At 70.9% G+C, this 21,391-nt stretch carries 11 protein-coding genes and 1 tRNA gene; 8 read left to right on the top strand and 4 right to left on the bottom strand.

What is annotated here, in order from left to right:
* The first annotated feature begins 28 nt into the window (after window positions 1-28).
* The 8 genes from ACZ43N_RS05670 (at window position 29) to ACZ43N_RS05705 (ending at window position 7,248) form a co-directional block, all read left to right on the top strand.
* Window positions 29-940 carry a YceI family protein gene (locus tag ACZ43N_RS05670; RefSeq protein ID WP_468095194.1) on the top strand — a complete coding sequence of 304 codons (912 nt, stop codon included), beginning with the start codon at window positions 29-31 and terminating at the stop codon, window positions 938-940.
* Between the two features lie 621 nt (window positions 941-1,561).
* The gene (locus ACZ43N_RS05675; RefSeq protein ID WP_468095195.1) at window positions 1,562-1,750 is read left to right on the top strand and encodes a hypothetical protein; all 189 of its coding nucleotides are present in this window, start codon (window positions 1,562-1,564) and stop codon (window positions 1,748-1,750) included.
* Window positions 1,751-1,903: 153 nt separating this feature from the next.
* Window positions 1,904-2,338 carry a hypothetical protein gene (locus ACZ43N_RS05680; RefSeq protein ID WP_468095197.1) on the top strand — a complete coding sequence of 145 codons (435 nt, stop codon included), beginning with the start codon at window positions 1,904-1,906 and terminating at the stop codon, window positions 2,336-2,338.
* Between the two features lie 83 nt (window positions 2,339-2,421).
* Window positions 2,422-2,495: transfer RNA gene (locus tag ACZ43N_RS05685), tRNA-Pro, on the top strand.
* Window positions 2,496-2,788: 293 nt separating this feature from the next.
* Window positions 2,789-4,099: an ABC transporter substrate-binding protein gene (locus tag ACZ43N_RS05690; protein ID WP_468095198.1), complete on the top strand. Its 1,311-nt coding sequence runs from the start codon at window positions 2,789-2,791 to the stop codon at window positions 4,097-4,099.
* A 70-nt stretch (window positions 4,100-4,169) separates the two neighbouring features.
* Window positions 4,170-5,129, top strand: a complete 960-nt coding sequence (locus ACZ43N_RS05695; RefSeq protein ID WP_468095199.1) for a carbohydrate ABC transporter permease — start codon at window positions 4,170-4,172, stop codon at window positions 5,127-5,129.
* Window positions 5,129-5,962 (top strand): carbohydrate ABC transporter permease, encoded by an 834-nt coding sequence (locus ACZ43N_RS05700; RefSeq protein WP_468095200.1) that lies wholly within the window; start codon window positions 5,129-5,131, stop codon window positions 5,960-5,962. The genes ACZ43N_RS05695 and ACZ43N_RS05700 overlap by 1 nt, the downstream gene beginning before the upstream one ends.
* 98 nt (window positions 5,963-6,060) lie before the next feature.
* Window positions 6,061-7,248, top strand: a complete 1,188-nt coding sequence (locus ACZ43N_RS05705; protein ID WP_468095202.1) for an ABC transporter ATP-binding protein — start codon at window positions 6,061-6,063, stop codon at window positions 7,246-7,248.
* Between the two features lie 147 nt (window positions 7,249-7,395).
* Here the strand turns inward: ACZ43N_RS05705 and ACZ43N_RS05710 are convergent, their stop codons facing one another.
* From ACZ43N_RS05710 to ACZ43N_RS05725, 4 genes are all read right to left on the bottom strand, one after another.
* Window positions 7,396-8,454, bottom strand: coding sequence for an MDR family NADP-dependent oxidoreductase (locus ACZ43N_RS05710; protein WP_468095203.1), 1,059 nt, complete (start codon window positions 8,452-8,454; stop codon window positions 7,396-7,398).
* On the bottom strand, window positions 8,451-10,166 hold the full coding sequence (locus tag ACZ43N_RS05715; protein ID WP_468095205.1) for a phytoene desaturase family protein: 1,716 nt from the start codon (window positions 10,164-10,166) through the stop codon (window positions 8,451-8,453). Before ACZ43N_RS05715 ends, ACZ43N_RS05710 begins: the two co-directional genes overlap by 4 nt.
* A 140-nt stretch (window positions 10,167-10,306) precedes the next feature.
* Window positions 10,307-11,497: a cytochrome P450 gene (locus tag ACZ43N_RS05720; RefSeq protein ID WP_468095206.1), complete on the bottom strand. Its 1,191-nt coding sequence runs from the start codon at window positions 11,495-11,497 to the stop codon at window positions 10,307-10,309.
* Between the two features lie 83 nt (window positions 11,498-11,580).
* Window positions 11,581-21,102 (bottom strand): non-ribosomal peptide synthetase/type I polyketide synthase, encoded by a 9,522-nt coding sequence (locus ACZ43N_RS05725; RefSeq protein WP_468095527.1) that lies wholly within the window; start codon window positions 21,100-21,102, stop codon window positions 11,581-11,583.
* Window positions 21,103-21,391: the final 289 nt, after the last annotated feature.

Raw genomic sequence — 21,391 nt, forward strand, 5'->3', positions numbered from 1 at the left:
GACCATCGAGAACTGAAAGGTGAACAGCATGCCCCTCGGACTGCTCCGGCGGCGATCATCCAAAGCCACCCGGGGAGCCGCGGGCCTGACGCTGCCGGTCCCGCCCGGCGCGGGTGCCCTCGTCCGTGAGGTCCTGGACCCGGTGAACCATCCCATGGGCGCGGCCGAGGTGACGGTGACGGAACTGCCGAGCCACCGGGTCGCGGCGCGCGGCACCACCGACCCGTACGGCTACTTCATGGCCGTCCTGCCGCCGGGCGGGTACAGCCTGCTGATCGTGGCCGAGGGGCTCGAACCCCACCGCGAATCAGTGGAGATCCTCCCGGACATCGGCCCGGTCCCGGAACGCGTCTGGCTGCGGTCGGCCCGCCAACTGGAACTCCCCGTCCCCGGCACCTGGCTCTTCGACCCGCCGCACACCGCGATCCGCTTCATCGCCAAGCACGTCGGCATGGCCCACGTCCACGGCCGCTTCGAACGTTTCGAGGGCGGACTGCAGATCGCCCGGGACGTCACCGAGTCCCGCGTCCACGTCCGCATCGACGCGTCCAGCATCAACACGGGCAACAACACCCGTGACACCCACCTGCGTTCGGCCGACTTCCTCGACGTCGAGCGCTTCCCCCACATCGACTTCACCAGCCATCGCTTCGCCTACCGGGGCGGCAGCAAGTGGACGCTCCAGGGCAGCCTCACCATGCACGGCGTGAGCCGTTCCGTCTCCCTCGACACGACCTACCTGGGCACGGTCAACGGCGGCTACGGCGAGGAACTCCGCTGCGCCGCCCTCGCCAAGGGCGAACTCCACCGAGAGGACTACACCCTCAACTGGCGCACGATGCTCGCCCGGGGCATAGCCGTCGTCGGCCCCACGGTCCAACTGGAACTCGACGTCCAGGCGATGTACCGCACCCACGACACGCCTACGCCGCCGGAGTAGCGCTCTGAGCTGGGCGTTCACCGAACATGACGAGGGGGCTACCGCTATCGGCAGCCCCCTCGCGGTCGCTGTCCGGCTCGGCGATCGCACCACTCAGACTGCACGAAGCGCATGATCCACTTTTCGCGGGGAGGATCTGGGGAGATCTTTCAGGAATCCGCTCCGGCCTCGAACCAGGCATCCATCGCGGCCCTGCCGCGGCCGGCCGACTCCACGCCGAGGCGGAAGGCCGCGCCACCGACGGCCCCGCACTCGGCGGTGACCATGCCCTGACGCGGGCGGTCACCCGCGGGCAGCCCGTCGACGCGGGCATCGAGCCCGGGTCACCTGACGCGCCCCCGGGCCGCGAGGCCTCGGGTTCAAGGCCCTGTGGGCGGTCACGTCCCCAGGGCCGCTGTCGTCGCGTGCGCACTCGCGGTCGAAGGCATGTCTGAGAGCGGTGGCGACAGGGTAGGACCCCGATGCCGTCGGTGCGGCGCGGCACGGTGGGGGGCACCTTGGAGCAGCCGTATTTCTTTCTCAGCTACGCCAGGCTGGACGACCGGGCGGCCGGACGGCACCCGAGCCGCTCACGACCGGCACCGGCGCCTCCCCAACGGCGCTGGGAGCCACAGCCGTGTCATGGAAGGGCTGGACCGGCTGGGCGCGTCCCGGTACAGCCACCTCTACGTAGGCCTTCTGTGCACCATCGACCTCGCCAACGACCCGGTCGGCACCTATGAGGCACTCCTTGCCTCACGCCCCCCTCGCGTCGACCTCCTGCTGCCGCACGGAACTTGGGACGCCCCGCCTCCCGGACTCGCCGACTGACAGCACCGTGTCCCCGCCGTCGCTCCGCTCACCGCCGCCGGAGTACCGGCCTCTGGAGAGGAGACGCCGTACGCCGACTGGCTGCGGCGGGTCTTCGACCGCTGGTACGACGCGCCCGCGCGTGAGACGGGTCTGCGCCTCTTCGAGGAGCTGATGGCCGGTGTCCTCGGCGGCTCCGTGCGCACCGAGTCCGCGGGGCTGGCGCCGGCGACCCTCGCCGTCATCGAGACCGACGGTTCGATCGAGCAGTCCGACTCGCTCAAGGTCGCCTATGCAGGTGCCCCGGAGACCGGCCTCGACGTCTTCCGTCACAGCCTCGACGAGGTCCTCCACCATCCCTTGGTCCGTCAGCGCCAGGCTGGGGCGAGGGAACTTGGTCCCACCTGCACCGACTGCCCGCTGCTCGCCGTGTGCGGCGGCGGACTCTTCGCCCACCGGTACGCCTCCGGCAGGGGTTTCCGCAATCCCTCCGTCTACTGCGCCGACCTGACCGCGCTGATCCTCCACATCGAGGCCCGCGTGCGAGCCGATCTGGGGGCCCCGACCCCACGACGCGCCGTCGCACCGACCGAGGCCCAGCGGTGGTGAGTCGGGTGCCGGCCCATTTAGGGTAGGGTTTACCTGCGCGTTCACACGGAGCACCAGCAGTGCGAGCACCGTGGGGGCCGCGACGGGACGTGGCGCAGCTTGGTAGCGCACTTGACTGGGGGTCAAGGGGTCGCAGGTTCAAATCCTGTCGTCCCGACTTGCGGAGCAGCGAGTCGGAGGTCATTTCCGGTTGACCGGAAGTGGCCTCTTCGTCGTTTTCGGGGACCGGATGGGATCCGAGCGCCATGGCACGGTCCGGTGATACACCACGGCACCCCTTCCCTCCGGGGCCCGCACATCCCCCCGCATCGGGTTCGCCAACATACCCATGGGTGATTTGATGCGCTATGTGCTTGATGTTCCCTTTTGCGGTCTTTAGTGTTCGCGGAGAGGCACAAGCTGTGACGTCCGAATCCCGTGCCACCGTCCCGGAAGCGAGGTGTGGAGCTCGTGCAGGTAAGGGGCGGCTGCCAGCCGGTTTCGGGTCGGAAGCGGCGTCACAGGGGCACGCGATGGCTGAGGACGTTCGCCGCGCTGCCGCTGCTGGCCTCGGTGCTCGCCGCGTGCGGCAGCGACGAGGGCTCCGGCAGGCCGACCCTCAACTGGTACAACTTCCCCGACGACTCCGGCGCGCTCCAGAAGGCGGCCGATCGATGCAGCCAGGCGTCGGGCGGCCGCTACAGGATCAGCTACAACAAGCTCCCACGCGCCGCCGACGGACAGCGCCAGCAAATGGTCCGCAGGCTCGCCGCCGAGGACGACTCGCTCGACATCCTGGGCCTGGACGTCACCTGGGCGGCGGAGTTCGCCGAGGCGCGCTGGATCCGGGAATGGACGGGCACGGCGAAGCGGCAGGCCACCGAGGGCACCCTGCGCGTACCGCTGCAGACCTCGACCTGGAAGGGCAAGCTGTACGCCGTCCCCTACAACACCAACACCCAGCTCCTGTGGTACCGCAAGGACCTCGTACCCAGGCCGCCCACGACCTGGGCCGAGATGCTGGAGATGGCCGACGCCCTCGCCCGCCAGGGCAAACCGCACTTCGTGGAGATCCAGGGCGCCCAGTACGAAGGCCTGACCGTCTGGTTCAACACGCTGATCAACAGCGCCGGCGGCACCATCCTCAACGCGAGCGCCACCGAGCCCTCCCTCGGGCCTCCTGCCGTACGGGCCGCCGAGGTCATGCGTGAGCTGGCGAACTCCCCGGCCGCGGACCCCTCCCTCCCCAACCAGATGGAGGACCAGAACCGGCTCGCCATGGAGTCGGGAACGGCGGCGTTCGAGCTCAACTACCCGTTCGTGTATCCGTCGATGAAGGCGAACAACCCCGGGCTGTTCAAGAACTTCCGCTGGGCGCCATACCCTCGGGTCGACGCGGACCGCCCGGCACGGCCCACGATCGGAGGCATCGATCTGGCGGTGAGCGCCTACTCGCGCCACCCCGACCTGGCCTTCGAGGCGGCACTGTGCCTGCGCAACCGGGAGAACCAGCTCGCCGCCGCGCTCGAGGGCGGTCTGCCCCCCACGCTGCGCGCCCTGTACGACGAGCCCGCGTTCATGAAGGAGTACCCCTTCTCCAGGGACGTGCTGGCCGCTCTGGAGGCGGCGAGCGTGCGCCCGATCACTCCGGTCTACCAGAACGTGTCGATCGCGGTCTCCCACACCCTGTCTCCGCCGTCCGGGATCAAACCCGAGAGCTCGGTCGACACCATCAAGGAACAGATCGACGAGGCCCTGCGATCCGAGGGTGTGATCCCGTGAACCACCTCCTCCCGCACCACTGTGTGCACCGGCGATCCAGTGCGCCGGCCGTGTCCTCGGACGGCCCGAGATGAGCACGCGGGCGCAACCGGCCGGAGTCCCGCCACCACCCGCGACGCGGGCGGGGCAGGCTGAACCGGACCGGGCGGCACTCTCGGCGGGCGCCAGACAGGAGCGTCGGCTCGGCTGGCTGCTCTGCGCGCCTGCGGTCGTCGTGATGATCGCCGTGACCGCGTACCCCGTCGGATACGCCGTCTACCTGTCCCTCCAGCGCTATGACCTTCGCTTTCCCGGACGCGCGGAGTTCGTGGGACTCAGCAACTACGGGGCGGTGCTGTCCTCCCCGTTCTGGTGGGACGCCTTCTGGGTCACGCTGTTCATCACCGCCGTGTCCGTGGCGATCGAACTGGTCCTCGGGATGGGGCTCGCCCTGGTGATGCACCGCACGATCTTCTGGCGTGGCGTCGTCCGCACCTCGGTCCTCATCCCGTACGGGATCGTCACCGTGGTCGCCGCCTTCTCCTGGCAGTACGCCTGGACCCCGGATCTCGGATACCTCGCCGAGTTGCTGCCCAAGGGGGAGGCCCCACTGACCGAGCAGTGGCCCGCCCTCTGGCTGATCATCCTCGCCGAGGTGTGGAAGACGACACCGTTCATGGCCCTGCTGCTGCTCGCGGGCCTCGCGCTGGTCCCCGAGGAGACGCTGAAGGCGGCCATGGTGGACGGCGCCACCGCCTGGCAGCGCTTCACCAAGATCATGCTGCCGCTGATGAAACCGGCCATCCTGGTGGCCCTGCTCTTCCGCACACTGGACGCGTTCCGGATCTTCGACAACATCTACGTCCTGACCGCGGGCGCCCAGGGCACCGGCTCTGTGTCGATCCTGGGGTACGACAACCTGTTCACCGCGCTGAACCTGGGCATCGGGTCGGCGATCTCGGTCCTGATCTTCATCTGCGTCGCGATCATCGCCTTCACCTTCGTCAAACTGTTCGGCACCGCCGCACCCGGCGCGGAGGTGAAGCGCTGATGGCCGCCGTGGGCAAGACGCATGCCGCCCGATGGGGTGTCATGAATGTGCTGGTCGTGCTGTACGCCCTGTTCCCGGTGGGGTGGATCGCCGCACTGTCGTTCAAGGACCCCAGCACCCTGACGGACGGCAACTACGTCCCCACGGACTGGACCTGGGAGAACTACCGGGGCATCTTCGAGACCAGCGAGTTCACCCGGGCGCTGATCAACTCGATCGGTATCGCCCTGATCGCCACGGTGATCGCGGTGGCGCTGGGCACCATGGCCGCCTACGCGGTGGCCCGGCTGCGTTTCCCGGGCAAGCGGGTGCTCATCGGCATGTCACTGCTGATCGCCATGTTCCCGCCGATCTCCCTGGTGTCGCCGCTGTTCAACATCGAGCGGATCATCGGGATCTTCGACACCTGGATCGGGCTGATCATCCCGTACATGACCTTCTCCCTGCCTCTGGCGATCTACACGCTGTCGGCCTTCTTCCGGGAGATCCCGTGGGATCTCGAGAAGGCGGCCAAGGTCGACGGGGCGACGCCCGCCCAGGCCTTCCGCATGGTCATCGTGCCGCTGGCCGCGCCGGGCGTGTTCACCACCGCCATCCTCGTGTTCATCTTCTGCTGGAACGACTTCCTGTTCGCCATCTCGCTGACCTCCACCGAGTCCGCGCGTACGGTGCCCGCCGCGATCGCGTTCTTCACCGGGAGCTCCCAGTTCCAGCAGCCCACAGGGTCGATCGCCGCCGCCGCCGTGGTCATCACCATCCCCATCATCGTCTTCGTCCTGCTCTTCCAGCGGCGGATCGTCGCCGGACTGACCTCGGGAGCGGTCAAGGGGTGAACACGCCGACCACGGCACGCAGACCACCGGTGCGAGGGGCCGACCGCAGTACCCCGACCCGGACTGCATGAAGGTATGAAGGCAAGGAGGCACCATCCATGGCCGAGATCATCCTCGAGGGAGTCACCAAGCGCTTTCCCGACGGGGCACTCGCCGTGCAGGACGTGGACCTCGAAATCGCCGACGGCGAATTCGTGATCCTCGTCGGTCCCTCGGGATGCGGCAAGTCCACCACCCTGAACATGATCGCCGGCCTGGAGGACATCACCGAAGGCACCCTCCGCATCGGAGGCCGAGTCGTCAACGACCTCGCTCCCAAGGAACGCGACGTCGCCATGGTCTTCCAGAGTTATGCCCTGTACCCGCACATGAACGTCCGGGAGAACATGGGCTTCCCGCTGCGCCTGGCCAAGGTGGACAAGGCCACCATCGACGCCAAGGTGACGGAAGCCGCGCAGATCCTCGATCTCACCGAGCACCTGGACCGCAAGCCCGCCAATCTCTCGGGCGGCCAGCGTCAGCGGGTGGCCATGGGGCGGGCGATCGTCCGTGATCCCAAGGCGTTCCTGATGGACGAGCCGTTGTCCAACCTGGACGCCAAACTCCGGGTGCAGATGCGCACGCAGATCTCCCGGCTGCAGCGGCGCCTCGGTACGACCACCGTGTACGTCACCCACGACCAGACCGAGGCGATGACGCTCGGCGACCGGGTCGTGGTCATGCGACAGGGGCTGGTCCAGCAGATCGGAACACCTGCCCAGTTGTACGACCTGCCGCGCAACATCTTCGTCGCGGGCTTCATCGGTTCTCCGGCGATGAACTTCCTGAACGCCACCCTGGAGGGCGGTGTCCTGCGCTCACCCCTGGGCGACCTGACCCTCGGCGACCGTACGAGACGGGCGCTGGAACAGCAGAACGCGCCACGCGAGGTCATCGTCGGGCTGCGACCGGAGGCATTCGAGGACGCGGCCCTGTCGCACGACCGGGACCGGACGGGCCCGGTCTTCACCGTCACCGTGGAGGTACTGGAGTCGCTGGGCTCCGATGTGTACGTCTACTTCACCGCGGAGGGCGGGCCCGCCACGACCACGGAGCTGGAGGAACTCGCCAAGGACTCGGGACTGCGCGACACCGGCGCCGACACCCGTCAGATCGTGGCCCGTCTGGACGCCGCCACCCGCGCCCGCGAGGGTGAACCCGTGGAGTTGCAGGTCGACATGGCCAAGGCTCACGTGTTCGATCCGGTGAGCGGAGCGAACCTCACGCACCCGGAGAGGGCGGACTGACGGCGCACCCCTCGGATCGGGGCACGGTCATCCGAGTGCCCGGCTGCCGCGGAGGGCGCGCTGTCCGGTGTCGGACGTCCGGCCGGAGGCCGTCCCCCGGTGGGACAACGGCCCCCTCATGAGGGGGCCTGGCTGGCCCGGCCTCGGTCAGACCTCGACCAGCACCTTCCCCCGGCTCCCCTCCCGGTTCACATAGAGGCTGCGGTACGCCTGCGGGATCGCGTCGAAGCCGTGGTGCACGGTCTGGTGATAATGGATCTCACCGCCCCGGACCAGTCCGCCCAGTTCCTGGTGCATCTGCGTCAACAGCGGCTCATGGAACCACTCCTGGGCGAAGATGCCGCGGATCGTCGTGCGCGGGAACATGATGTACGGCAGCAGCCGGGGCCCGGTCAGTTCGCCGTTGACCGTGGTGGCCCACTGCCAGCAGACGGCCACCTGGCTGCCCACGTTGAGCATGGTGAACACCGCGTCCGTGACGGTCCCGCCCAGGTTGTCGAAGTACCGGTCGACCCCGTCCGGGGCGGCGAGCAGCAGCGCCTGCCGCGCCTTCTCCGCGTCGTCGGCCTGGGCGTACAGCACCACCTCGTCGAAGCCCAGCCCGCGCAGGTAGTCGATCTTGCCTGGTGAAGAGGTGGTGCCCACCACCCGGGCGGCGCCCGCGCGCCTGGCCAACTGGCCCACCAGGGTGCCGACCGAGCCGGACGCGCCGCTGACCACCACCGTGTCACCGGGGCGTACCGTCATGAACCTGGTGAGCGTGCCCCACGCCGTCATCCCGGGCGCACCCATGATGCCGAGCGCGGTGGACAGCGGAAGCCGCTCGTCGTACCGGTCCGGATCCAGCCGGCGGTAGGCCGGCAACACCATCGGGAAGGTGCCCGTCCGCCACACCTCCTCGGCGCCGTTGTGGACGACGTGGCTGCGCCAGCCACCGAAGCCCTGCACAAGGTCGCCGACCTGGAACGCGGCCTCCGGCCCCGCCTCCAGCACCTCCATGATCGAGTCCGCGCCCATGTGGTGGCCGATCGGCGTCTCCAGGGCCAGCCCGTTCTGATACGGGTCGACCGAGACGTACCGCGTGCGGAACAGCATCTCGTCCGGGCGCAGGCCGACCTCCACGTCCTCCACCGTCTTCTCGAAGATCCGGTCGACATCGGGGACTCCGCCCAGGTGTTCACGGACGACCCACTTCTCGATCCTCATGTCAGTGCTCCTGTCTCGGTGTTCGCCGGATCACTCGCCGCGTTGCCTCCATCGGCCGTCCGTGCCTGCCGGGGTGGCCCGGCGACCGGGATGACCACATGGGTCGGCGGCGGGGCGCTCCGGTCGATGTCGGCGGTGAACTCCAGGCCGTCGTCCCGGCAGATGAACTGCATGACGTGCCGGCCGGCGGCGGCCGCCCGGATCAGGCCGCCGATGGTCGCCCAGACCCCGGAGAGGTAGAAGTCCGACAGCCCGGGCAGCACCGGGCCGCTGCGTTTGATCTCCTCCTCCACCGTCTCCGCGCCCTCCACGAACGGGTTCCAGCCCGGGAAGGTGCCGTCGTAGACGCCCGTGTAGCGGACCTGGGTCAGCGGCGTCGAGACGTCGGCGACGGCCACCGCGTCCCTGAAACCGGGGAACCGCTCGTCCAGGAAGGAGACGATGCCGTCGCGGACCCGCCGCTTGGCGGCCAGGTACTCCCTGCCGTGCCGGACCGGCAGGGTGTGCAGTTCCTGGCCGCGCCGCACCCGGGAGGACCGCTCCGGTCCCTGGTGCAGTTCCCGCCAGGGGCCGATGTCGGAGAAGTACGTCGCGAACACCACCGTGGAGTCGCGCGGCGCCAGCTCCGGGTAGTGCCGGGTGCGGAACTGCACGTTCATCGACGGGCAGCGGATCCCGGTCAGCTCGCTGGCCTGCCGCTCCGTCAGCAGATAGGTCGTGCACGGGTCGCCCTCCGGGAAGGGCTTGCGCAGTCCCAGGAAGAGGGACACGTAACCGGGTGACAGCTGGCCGGGCTGGTCGATCAGGGAGGTGTAGAGCCTGCGGTAGGTGTCGTTGAGATACCTGCCTCCCAGCAGTTTCATCACCGTGGTGTGACCGTCGGCCGCCGAGACCACGATGTCCGCCCGGTACTCCCGGCCGTCGCTGAGCCGCACGCCCACCGCCCGGTCCCGCTCGACCAGGATCTCCTCGACTCTGGCGTTGTAGGTGATCGAGCCGCCGAGCCCCCGGTACCGCTCCTCGACCGACCGGGCCAGCCCGAGTGAACCGCCCTCCGGGACCCCCGCCGCGTGATTGGCGTGCGAGGCCAGCTGGAAGTGGAACGGCAGCACCGGGAAGGCCGGATGCTTCTCGTACAGGATGAAGTTGAACGCCTCGCGCAACAGCGGGTCGCGGAACCGCTGCGCGTAGTCGGTCATCAGCACGCTGATCGACTTGCGGATGGTGGTGAAGTACGGGACGAAGGAGGCCATCATCCGCCACCGCTCCCACCGGCCCATCAGCCCGACCGGCTTGAGGAACGGGTAGACAGCCAGCGCCTTGCGGAAGGTCCGGATGCCCGCGCAGAACTCGCGGATCGGCGCGGCGTCGGCCGGTGAGATCGTCAGCAGGTGGGCCTCGAGCCGGTCCGGGTCGGAGTAGAAGTGGACCGCCCTGCCGTCCCGGCCCCGGACGATGTTGAACACGTCGAAGTGCCGCATCTCCTTGCCCTGGAGCGCGCCCAGTTCGAGCCAGATCTGGTACATCTCGTTGCCCGGCCCGTTGCCGAGGAGCCAGCTGACGCACCAGTCGAAGGTGAAGTCGCTGCGGTCCCAGCCGGTGCACGAGCCGCCGGGAATCTCGTGCATCTCGAAGATCTGGGTCCGGTAGCCGTTCATCCGGGCGTAGCACCCGGTGGAGAGACCGCCGAGACCACCACCAATGATGATCATGGTTTCTCGTCGGCGGCCGGTACCCGTCCTTGTGCCGGCCCCCGTGCCCCCACTCGTGTCCGTGCCTTTCTGCCGCGCCAATTCCCTCGCCTTCCTCGTCGTACCTGTCTGACGTGCCCGGCTGCGGTTCGCCTTCCCGGTCACCAGGCGACCGGGAGTGCCTGGAGACCGTTGACCATCGCGTCCTGCTTCCAGCGGAGCTCGCTCTCGGGGACGGCCAGCCGCAGGCCGGGCAGCCGGTGCAGCACCCGCTCGATCACCACCTGGAGTTCCAGCCGGGCCAGATGGGCGCCGACGCAGTAGTGCACGCCGTGGCCGAAGCCGATGTGCGGGTTGACCGGGCGGTCCATGACGAGGCGTTCCGGCTCCTGGAAGACCCCCGGATCGCGGTTGGCGGCGGCGGTGGCGATCATCACCGCCTCGCCGGTCCGGATCGTGATGTCGCCCAGCTCGACGTCAGCGGTCGCGTACCGGGCCAGGTTGAAGCCCGTGAGCAGCGGCACGTAACGCATCAGCTCCTCGACGGCCTTCGGGATCAGCTCGGGGTGCTCCCGCAGCCGCGCCATCTCCGCCCGGCGCGTGAGGAGTTGGTGGAAGAAGTTGCCGATCTGGTTGGTGGTGGAGACGAAGCCGGCGATCAGCAGGTCGCAGGCGATCGACAGCAGCTCCTCCTGGCTGATCAGACGGTCCTCGTGGCAGGCCCGGACCAGGGCGGTGAGCAGGTCGTCGCCCGGCTCGCGGCCCCGTAGCTCCAGCACGCCCACCATGTACTCCATGAAGGCCCGGTCCTCGGTGACGAGCACCTCCTCCGGGGTTGTGGCGGAGAGCACCGTCTCGGCCCAGTGCCAGAGCATCCGGTGGTCCTTGGCCGGGATGCCGAGCACCTCGCAGATGATGGTGGTCGGCATCGGGATGGCCAAGTCCTCGACCAGGTCCGCCGGCTGGCCCGCGGCGACGATCCCGTCGAGCAGTTCGTCGGCCAGTTCGACGGCCCGCGCGCGCAGCGGCTCGACCCGGCGGGCGCTGAACTGCCCGGCCACCAGCGAACGGAGCCGGGTGTGCTCGGGTGGCTCGGTGGAGAACAGACCGGCGCCGGTGCGGGCGACGGGGCGCATCCGCGGCTGGTCCCTGCCCATCGAGGCGGCCAGGCTGAAGCGCGGGTCGGCCAGCACCACCCGGACGTCCTCGTACCGGGTGACCAGCCAGGCCTCATCGCCGTACGGCATGCGGATCCGGGCGGGTGCTCGCTCGCGCAACCGCGCGTACGCGGGGTCGAGTTCGAGCCCTCGGGGAGCGAAGGGATAGGGAAGTGGGAGGTGCTGACCGGGCATGGGGGGATTCCGTTCGTCGTATGGGGGCTGTGGTGGGGGTGTGCAGCTTCGGGCGGCGGCGGCCGGGCGGGCCGCTGCCGGGGTCACGACGCATGGGGTGGGGCTCCGGTGAGGAACGACCGGGTGAGCCGGGCGTTGTGAGCGGTGAACTCGTGGTCGAGCATCTCGGCGTGGGTGCCGAAGCCCTTGAGGACCGTCGTCCGGGTCGCCGAGCTGCCGTACCAGGCGCCGTGGTAGCCGGCCTCGTGGAGCGCGGTCTGCTCGGCGTCGGAGATGACGCCGATCTCCGCGGTGACCACCCCGAGGTTGGGCGTCCGGCTGCAGAACCGCAGATAGTCGCGGGCCTGTGCACGGGTCTCCTCGGCGACCACGGCCGAGCCGGTGTGCCGCCACAGGTGCTCCGCCAGCTCACGTTCGAAGGCCTCGACGTGCTCGTCCGCCAGGTCGAAGGGCTCGGCGATCCGGTGCGAGTCCACGATCACCACATGGGACACCGTCCGCCCGCGCCGCTCCAGCTCCTTGGCCACCTCGAAGGCGAGGTTGCCGCCGAGCGAGTAGCCGAGCAGCGCGCAGGGCCCCTCCGGCTGCAGCGAACCGACCAGATTCGCGTACGCGTCGACCTTGGCGTCCCCCGGCACATAGTTGAAGGCGACCAGCCGGTACTCCGGCAGGTGCCGAGCGAACTGCCGGTACACCAGGCCGTGACCGCCGGCCGGCGGGAAGCAGAACAGGGTCTGCCGCTGCTCCCGGTTGAACCAGAGGTACGGCCGGCCGCCCTCCAACCGGCCGGTGATGATGTGCTCGACGGTGCGGGCCATCCCGTGCAGGGTGGTGACCTCGAACAGCCGGCTCACCGGGACGGTGATGTTGAACTCGGTCTGCAACCCGTGGATCAGCTCGATCAGCCGGATCGAGGAGCCGCCGCAGTCGAAGAAGTCGTGCTGGAGCCCCGGCTTCTCGATGCCGAGCAGCGTCCGCCAGTGCTCGGCCATCCGGACCTCGTAGAGGGTGGCGGGCGGTTCGGCCGTCTGCTCCACGCCGTCCGCCGCGGGGGCGGGCAGCGCGGCGAGATCCACCTTTCCGTTGGCCGTGAGCGGCAACGCGGGCACCTCGGTGAAGTACGCCGGGATCATGAAGGTCGGCAGACAGCCGGCCAGATGACGGCGGAGCGCACGCCGGTCGACGGTCCGGCCGGGGGCCGGTACGCAGTAGGCACAGAGCATGCTCTCGCCGCGCCGGTCGGCCCGAACGGTGACCACGGCCCGGTCCAGCTCGGGCCACTCGGCGAGCCGGCTCTCGATCTCCCCCGGCTCGATCCGGTGGCCCCGCACCTTGATCTGCGTGTCGGCCCGGCCGAGCAGATGCACGCGGCCGTCCGCGTCCCAGCGGGCGAGGTCACCCGTGCGGTACACCCGGACCGGTTCGGTGCCGTCGGCGCTGCCCAGCGGCAGGGTGGCGAACCGGCCGGCCGTCCCCTCCTCTTCGCCCACGTAGCCGAGAGCCACACCGGAGCCGCCGATCCACAGCTCGCCGGTGACCCCGGGCGGGACCGGGCGGCCGTGCCGGTCCAGCAGATGGAGGGTGCTGTTCGGGAAGGGCCGCCCGATGGGGACCATCCGGCTGGGCTCCAGCCCGTCCACCGGCCCCTCGAAGTACGCGCTGTCGATGGTGGCCTCGGTGAGGCCGTAGGAGTTGACCAGTCTGGTCCTCGGCCCGCCAAGGGCACGCAGCCGCTCGTACTCCTCGACCTTCCACACATCCGAACCGACCACCAGCAGCCGCATGAAGTCCAGCCGCAGCCCGGCCCGTTCGCAGTGCTCGGCCAGGACGCGGGCCACCGCCGGGACGAACTCGGCGGCGTCCACCCGTTCGGCGCGCATCACCTCATGGAGCCGGGCCGTGTCGAACAGCAGCTCCCGGCCGACCAGCACCAGGGTCCCGCCCGAGCAGAGCGCACGGACCACGTCCCCGGTGAAGACGTCGAAGGAGGGGGCGGCCATCTGGAGGTGCACCCTGGCGTCGGTGTCCAGCCGGTACTCGACGAGCCAGGCCTGGTACGCCGAGGCCAGGTTGCCGTGGGAGACCCGAACGGCCTTGGGCCGACCGGAGGACCCGGAGGTGTGGATGACGTACGCGGGGGTCTCCAGGGTCACCGGTACGTCGATGTCCCGCCGGACCGCCGGGTCGTCGAGGCCCACCGGTACGTCCGTGAACGTGGTTTCCGCCGTGTCCAGTTCACCCGGAGTGACCAGCCGGACATGCAGTTCGTCGAGCCGGTCGTGGCCGTCGGCGATCAGCAGCTCGGCTCCGGTGTGCTCGACCATGAAGGCCAGCCGGTCGGCCGGGTCGCCGGGGGCGAGCGGGAGATAGGCGGCGCCGGTGCGGAGCACCGCGAGCAGGACGACGATCAACTCCGGTGACTTCTCCAGGCACAGGGCCACCACCGAGCCGGGCCCGGCGCCCAGCGCGCGCAGCCGGGCGGCGGCCCGCCCCGAGCGTTCGGCCAGCTCGCCGTAGGTGAGGCGGGCGGCCGGGCCCGGCTCGGCCGGCATCACCACCGCGAGCGCCGCCGGGTCGGCTGCCGCCGCACGCAGGATCAGCTCGTGCACCGGCTCGTCGTACGCGACCCTGCGGTCCGCGCCGCTCCACCGCCCGAGCACCAGGGCCCGTTCCTCACGGCCGAGCAGTTCGAGGCCGGTCGCCGAGCTCTCCGGACCGGCCGTGGTCAGCGCCGTCAGCAGGTTGACGTAGTGCCCGGCCAGCCGGGCCACCGTCTCCGGCCGGAAGAGGTCGGTGTTGTACTTGAGCACGCAGTGGAACCGATGCTCCGACTCGTCCTCGTACGCGGACAACGTGAGGTCGAACTGCCCTTCCTCCTCCGGCAGTTCGATGTACTCCAGCCGGTAGCCGTACTTTTCGGTGGCGACCTTGTGGTGAAGCAGGATGAACATCGCCTGGAAGACCGCCGAGCGGCTCGGGTCATGCTGCAGCCCAAGCTTCTCCACCAGCAGCACGAACGGGTAGTCCTGGTGGTCCAGCCCGCCCAGCACGGTGGTTCGCACCCGGTCCAGCAGCTCGGCCACGGTCGGCTCACCGGACAGTGAGACATACAGCGGCAGCGGGTTCACGAAGTAGCCGTAGACGCCCGCGAACCGCTCGTCGGTGCGGCCGGTCACCGGGCTGCCGACGATGAGGTCGTCCTGGCCCGAGTACGCGTGCAGCAGCAAGTAGTAGGCGCTGAGCAGGACCATGAAGACGGTCACGTTGTGCTCGCGGGCCAGCGCGTGCACCCGGGCGCTCAGCTCCTCGTCCAGGACGAAGAACTCCGAGGCGCCGTTGTGGGTCTGCACCGCGGGGCGCGGCTTGTCGGTGGGCAGTTCGAGGGCCGGGACCTCGGCCGGCAGTCGCGAGCGCCAGTAGTCGAGCATCCTCGACGCCTCGTGCCCGGCCAGGAACTCGTTCTGATGGTTCAGGAAGTCCAGGTAGCGCGCGGTGACCGGGGGCAGTTCGGACGCCTCGCCCCGCCGCAGCCCCTCGTAGACCGCGAGCAGCTCCTCGATGAAGGTGAACGTGGAGATCGCGTCCGAGACGATGTGGTGGACGGCCTTCATGATCACCCACCGGGCCGGACCGCGCCGGAACAGCCGGAACCGCACCAGCGGGTCGCGCTCCAGGTCGTACGGCCTGCGGTACTCCCGGACGATCATCGCGTGGATCTCGTCCCAGTCCAGGTGCTCGACGTCGACGACCCCGAAGTCCGGCTCCACCGCCTCGGAGATCCGCTGCACCGGCCCGCCCTCGTCGAGCACGAAGGTGGCCCGCAGACCCGGATGCCGCTCGACCATGGTCCGGAAGGCGATGGCCATCAGCTCGGGCTCCAGCTCCACCCGGACCTCGACCGCGCCGCCGATGTTGTAGGCGAACCCGTCGGGGTCGAGCTGCTTGAGGAACCACAGGGCTTTCTGGTTCTGCGTCAGCGGGTACACCGACGCGTCCTCGAACCGCTCGACCAGAGCCCCTCCCCGGGTGGACCGCCCCTCGTGGAGCAGCTCGGCCAGCGACCCGTGAAGCTGGGCCACCAGGTCGGCCACCGGCGCGTTGCTCAGCAGCGCCACCAAGGGGAGGGCGGTGCCGAGTTCGGTGGTGAGCCGGGCCCGCAGCTCCATCGCGAGCAGCGAGTCCAGACCGAGGTTGCCGAGTCCCGAGCCCGGTTCGATCTGCTCGACCGGCACCCGCAGCACGCCGGCCACCAGCGCGGTGAACCACTCGGTGAGAAGCGCGGGGCGCTCCTCCTCCCCGGCCGCCCGCAGAGTCTCCAGCAGGCCGGTCGGCTCGGCCGCCGGTGCGGCCTCCCGGGCGGTCGCGGCCAGGTCGGCCACCAGCGGCGGCGGGTCCGGGTACCAGGAGAGGAAGAGCGGCCAGTCCACCACGGTGGCGATCAGCAGCTGGGCCCGGTCCTGCCCGAGTACCCGTTCCAGCACGGCCATCCCGGTCTCGGGGGCGAGCGAACTCATGCCCCGGCTGCCGCGATAGTGGTCGATCAGACCCAGTTCCTCGATCATCCCGGTGGCCCACGGCCCCCAGTCGAGGCTCAGCGCGGGCAGACCGAGTGCCCGGCGGTGATGGGCCAGCGCGTCCAGGAAGGCGTTCCCCGCGGCGTAGTTGGTCTGTCCGGCGGTGGTCAGCAGCGAGGCGATCGAGGCGAACATTACGAAGTGGTCCAGTGGTTCACCGGCCAGCTGCCGGTGCAGGGCGAGAGCGCCGAGCACCTTCGGGCCGTACGCCGCGTCGAACGTCTCCCGGTCCAGCTCGGCGACCAGGGTGTCCCGGACCTGGCCCGCGAGGTGGAAGACACCACGGATCGGCGGCCGGTCCAGCCGCCGGTACTCGGCCAGCCAGCAGGCCAGCGCGGACTCGTCGGTGATGTCCAGCCGCGCCGGGACCGGCTCCGCTCCCAGTGCCTCCAGCTCCCGCAGGAAGGCGACGCGCCGCCCTTCCGGGCCGGTCGGGTCCAGGTCGCGCCACTCCTCGCGCGGCGGCAGCGGGCCACGGCCCACCAGGATCAGCCGGCGGGCACCCCGCCGGACGAGCGTGCGGCACAGCAGTCGGCCGAGCGCGCCGAAGGCACCGGTCACCAGGTACGCGGCGTCCGGGCGGAGCCGGGGCGGCAGCGGTCGGCTCAGTCCCTCGGCACGGCGCAGCCGGCAGGTGAGCCGACGGCCCTCGCGCAGCGCGATCTCCTCCTCGTCACCCAGCGTGAACTCGCACAGCAACGCGGCCGCCTCGTCGTCGGCGGCCCCGACCGGGCCGAGGTCGACCAGCTTGCCCGGATGGCCGGGAAGCTCCTGGTGGCGCAGCACCCGGCCGATCCCCCAGGCGGGCGCGCCCAGCGGCTCGACCGGCTCACCGGCGCCGGTGGCCTGCGCGCACCGGGTCACGATGTGCAGCCGGCTGCCCGGCAGTTCTGTCTGCAGCAGCGCGGCCAGGACGACCAGGCTGTAGGCGCCGGGGGAGGTGTGGCCGGCGGTGGTGGCGGGCCCGGCGGAGGCGGACAGTTCCGGTCGGTCGAGGTTCCAGAGGTGGACGACGGCAGCGGGGTCCGGTGTGCCGCAGGCCCGGCGGTCGGACAGCAGACGGGCCAGGTCGGCGGTGGAGCCGGGATCGACGACGGCCGGGCTCTCGCCCTCGGCGGGCCGGTACCCGGCACCCGGCCGGACGAGCTGGCAACGGCCGCCGCGTGCGGTGATCCGCTGGGCCAGCGCCTCGGCGACACCCTGCCGGTCCGCGAACACCAGCCAGTGGTCGGCGTGCCCGAGCGGCGGATCGGAGGCGTCCGACAGGCCGGGGGCGTCCGGCAGCCGCGTCCAGACCGGCTCGGCGAGCCAGCCGTCCATCGTCGCCGGGCCGACGGCCGTGGCGGCCTGCTCGACGTCGGCGGCCCGGAACCCGGTGATCCCGCCCAGCGGCGCGCCCCGCTCGTCGTAGACCGCGAGGTCCCCGACCAGTTCGCCGCCGGTGTCCCCGGTGACGGTGGCGTGCACCCACAGGGGACGATCGCCCACCGCGTCGAGCCGTACCTCCTCGATGGCGACCGGCAGCCGGATGGCGGAGCCCGTGGGGCCGGCCGTCGACAGCTGCGGGGTCAGCAGGCTCTGGAACAGCGCGTCCATCACCACCGGATGCACCAGATGGTCCGCTCCCCGGTCGGGTACGGCCGACGTCGGCCGCACCCGGGCCAGTGCCTCGCCGGGGGAGACCCAGACCTCCTCGATGCCCTGGAACGCCGGGCCGTAGTGGTACCCGAGCGCGGCCAGCTCCGCGTAGCACTCCGGCCCGGACAGATGGCGAACGGCCCGCTCACGGAGCGCCTTGGCGTCCAACGGCCGGTCGGGACCGCGGCGTTGGCACGGTCGGACGGTGCCTACGGCGTGCACGGTCCGCTCGGTTCCCTGCCCGGCGGGTGTGGCGACTGTGAAGCCGCCGTGCTCCGTCGAGAGGGTGAGCTGGACGGCGCGGCTCTCCTCGTCGGGCAGGAAGAGCGCCTTGCGCAGTTCGATGCCGGCCAGCGTGGCGTCGGTGCCCCCGGTCAGCGCGCGCACCGCCTGGACGGCCATCTCCAGATAGCCGGCCGCGGGGAAGAGCACGCTGCCCTGGATGCGGTGGTCCTCCAGGTACGGCAGCACCTCGGCGTCCAGCCGGGCCTCCCAGGCCGGTTCGGCGCCCGGCAGCCGTCGGCCGAGCAGCGGATGGTCCACCCGGCCCTGGCGGACCAGTGCCACCGGGTGGGGCTCGACCCAGTGCCGGTCCCGCCGGAAGGGGTAGCGCGGCAGCGGGACGGTCCGCCCGGAGGGCTGCAGCACGGACCAGTCGACCTCGACACCGAGGTTGTGCAGGGCCGCCAACGACGCGGTGAACGTGGCCCGTTCGTCCTCCTGACGGCGGATCGACGGCAGGGTGCGGATATCGGGGAGATCGGCCGCGGCGGTGCGGACGTCACCGGCCGGACCTGCCGCCCGGTGCTCGACCGTCTCGGCGATCGACCGGCCGAGCACCGGATGCGGGCCGATCTCCAGGAACAGCCGGTACCCGTCGTCGGCCAGCCGCTCGACCGCCTGCCGGAAGCGGACACGGTCACGGACGTTGTGCCACCAGTAGCCGGCGTCCAGTTCGGTGCCGAGCGCGGTGCCTTCCCGCCCGGTGAGATAGAGCGGAACCCTGGCCGGGCGGGCCTTGAGATCGGCGAGCGACTCCAGCAGCTCGTCCTTGATCATCTCCATCCGGGCGCTGTGGTACGGCACTTCGACGGCCAGCGGGCGGACGAAGACCTGCTCGGCGGTGAGCGCGGCGGCCAGCTCGGCCAGAGCGGCACGGTCGCCGGCCAGGGTGAGCGAACCCGGGCTGTTGACCGCGGCCACCGAGACCGCGTCGCCGTACGGGCGGAGCCGGCGGACCGCCTCGGCCTCGCCGAGCGCGACGGCGAGCATGCCTCCGGTGCCGGCCAGCCGCTGCTGGAGCCGGCTGCGGTGCACCACCACCTTGACCGCGTCGGCCAGGTCGTAGACGCCGGCCTCGTGGAAGGCGGCCACCTCGCCGGTGGAGTGGCCGACGACGGCGTCGGGGCGGACCCCGCGGCTGCGCCAGAGGGCGGCCAGGCCCACCTGCACGGCGAAGTTGGCGGGCTGGGCGAGCCAGGTCTCGGCCATCCGGGAGTCCGTCTCGTCGGCGGCGAGTTCCTCGGTCAGCGACCAGCCGGTCAGCTCGGCCATGAGGTCGGCGCAGCGCTCGACGGCCTCCCGGTACACCGGCTCGGTGGCGAAGAGCTGTCGGCCCATCGCCCACCACTGCGGGCCCATGCCGGTGAAGACCCAGGCCAGGCGCCGGTTCCGGGGCTCGCGACGGTGGTCGGTGAGCACCCGGGGGTGGGGTTCGCCGCGCAGATAGGCGCAGAGCGCCTCGTCCAGCGATTCGCGGGCGGCGGCGCCCCGGGAGTCGTAGACGATCGAGAGCCGGGCGTCGTGGTGCTGGCGTCGATGAGCCAGGGTGTGACCGACGTCGGCCGGACGGGCCGGAGCACCGCCCCCCGCACCGGCCAGCTCCCTCTGGATGCCGGTGGCCACCTCGGGGAGGGCGGTGGCCTCCCGGGCACTGAGCGGAAGGACCGTCCACAGAGGCTGCCCGGGGCCGTCCTGGGCGTTGAGGGCATCGGCCCCGGTGCCCTCCCGCGCGGGCGCTGCGGCCCCCAGGCGCTCTTCGGTCCCAACGCCTTCTTCCGCCCCGCCCGTCTGCCTGCCCGGCTCGGCGAGCGACGGCTCGGGGTCCGGTTCGGGCGCGGCCTCCAGCAGGACGTGCGCGTTGGTGCCGCCGAAGCCGAAGGAGTTGACGCCTGCTCTGGCCGGCCCCCGGTGCGCGGGCCAGGGGGTGGGCTCGGTGGGGATCTCATACGGCAGGGCGGCCGGGTCGATCGCGGGGTTGAGCCGCTCCAGGTTGATGTGCGGGGGGATCAGCCGGTGCTTCAGCGCCAGCGCCGACTTGATCAGCCCGGCCAGGCCGGCCGTCGACTCGGTGTGCCCGATGTTGGTCTTCACCGAGCCGACGTAGCAGCGGTCTCCGGGCCGGCGGCCCACCGACAGGGCACGGGCCAGCGCCGTCGCCTCGATCGGGTCGCCGACGGGGGTGGAGGTGCCGTGCGCCTCCACGTACTGGAGGCTGCCGGGGACGATTCCGGCCTCGGCGCAGACCCGCTGGATCAGGGCGACCTGGGCGTCCGGATTGGGCACGGTGATGCCGTTGGTGCGGCCGTCCTGGTTGACGCCGCTGCCGATGATGACGGCGTGCACGGGGTCGCCGTCGCGGAGGGCGTCGGAGAGCCGCTTGAGGGCGACGACCGCGACGCCTTCGGCGCGGACGTAGCCGTCGGCGGCGGCGTCGAAGGTACGGGAACGGCCCTGCGGGGAGAGGAAGCCGCCCTTGGTCTCGGCGATGGTGTACTGCGGCGCGATGTGGAGCAGGGTGCCGCCCGCCAGGGCGAGGTCGGTCTCGCCGCGGAGCAGGCTCTGGCCGGCCAGGTGGACGGCGACCAGGGAGGAGGAGCAGGCGGTGTCGAGGGAGACGCTGGGGCCGCGGAAGTCGAAGCAGTGCGAGATGCGGTTCGACACCATCGTCATCATCGTGCCGGTCGCGGTGTGCGCGGCGAGCGTGTCGAAGGAGAGGTCGGAGAACTGGACGATCTTGTAGTCCAGGGTGAACGCGCCGATGTAGACGCCCACTTCACGGCCGGCCAGCTCGGCCGGTTTCTGACCGCCGTCCTCCAGGGCCTCCCAGGCCACCTCCAGCAGTTTCCGCTGCTGCGGGTCCATGTGGTCGGCCTCGCGGCCGCTGATGCCGAAGAAGGCGGGGTCGAACTCGTCGAAGCCGTCGATGTAACCGCCCCGGCCGCCGACCAGCCGGCCCGGCTTGGCCTTGTCGCGGCTGCCCAGTGTGGTCACGTCGTACCGGCTGCGCGGGGTGGGGGTGATGCAGTCCTTGCCGTCGACCAGGTTCCGCCAGTACGAGCGGTGGTCGTTGGCCCCGCCGGGCAGCCGGCAGCCGATCCCGATGATCGCGATCTTCTCGCGTTCGTCGCCGGGAAGGCCGCGGAGCGGGGGACGGCCGGGGACGGCGGCAGGGTCGGGGGTGGGGGCGGGCGTGGGGTCCGGGGAGGGAACGAGGCATGAATCGGTCACGGGCGAGTCCTTCGGACGCTTCGTTCGCGCGGGCGGCTCGGATCAGGGAGCGTGCGCACGCACAGGGGACAGTGGTCGGCCGCGCCGCGGAGCCGCCCCGGCCGGAGGCCGTGGCAGCCGAAGGGGCGGACCGCAGAGGTCTGGTCGAGCGGACAGTCGGACGATGACGATG

It is taken from the genome of Streptomyces sp. NPDC030814 (assembly GCF_055572155.1).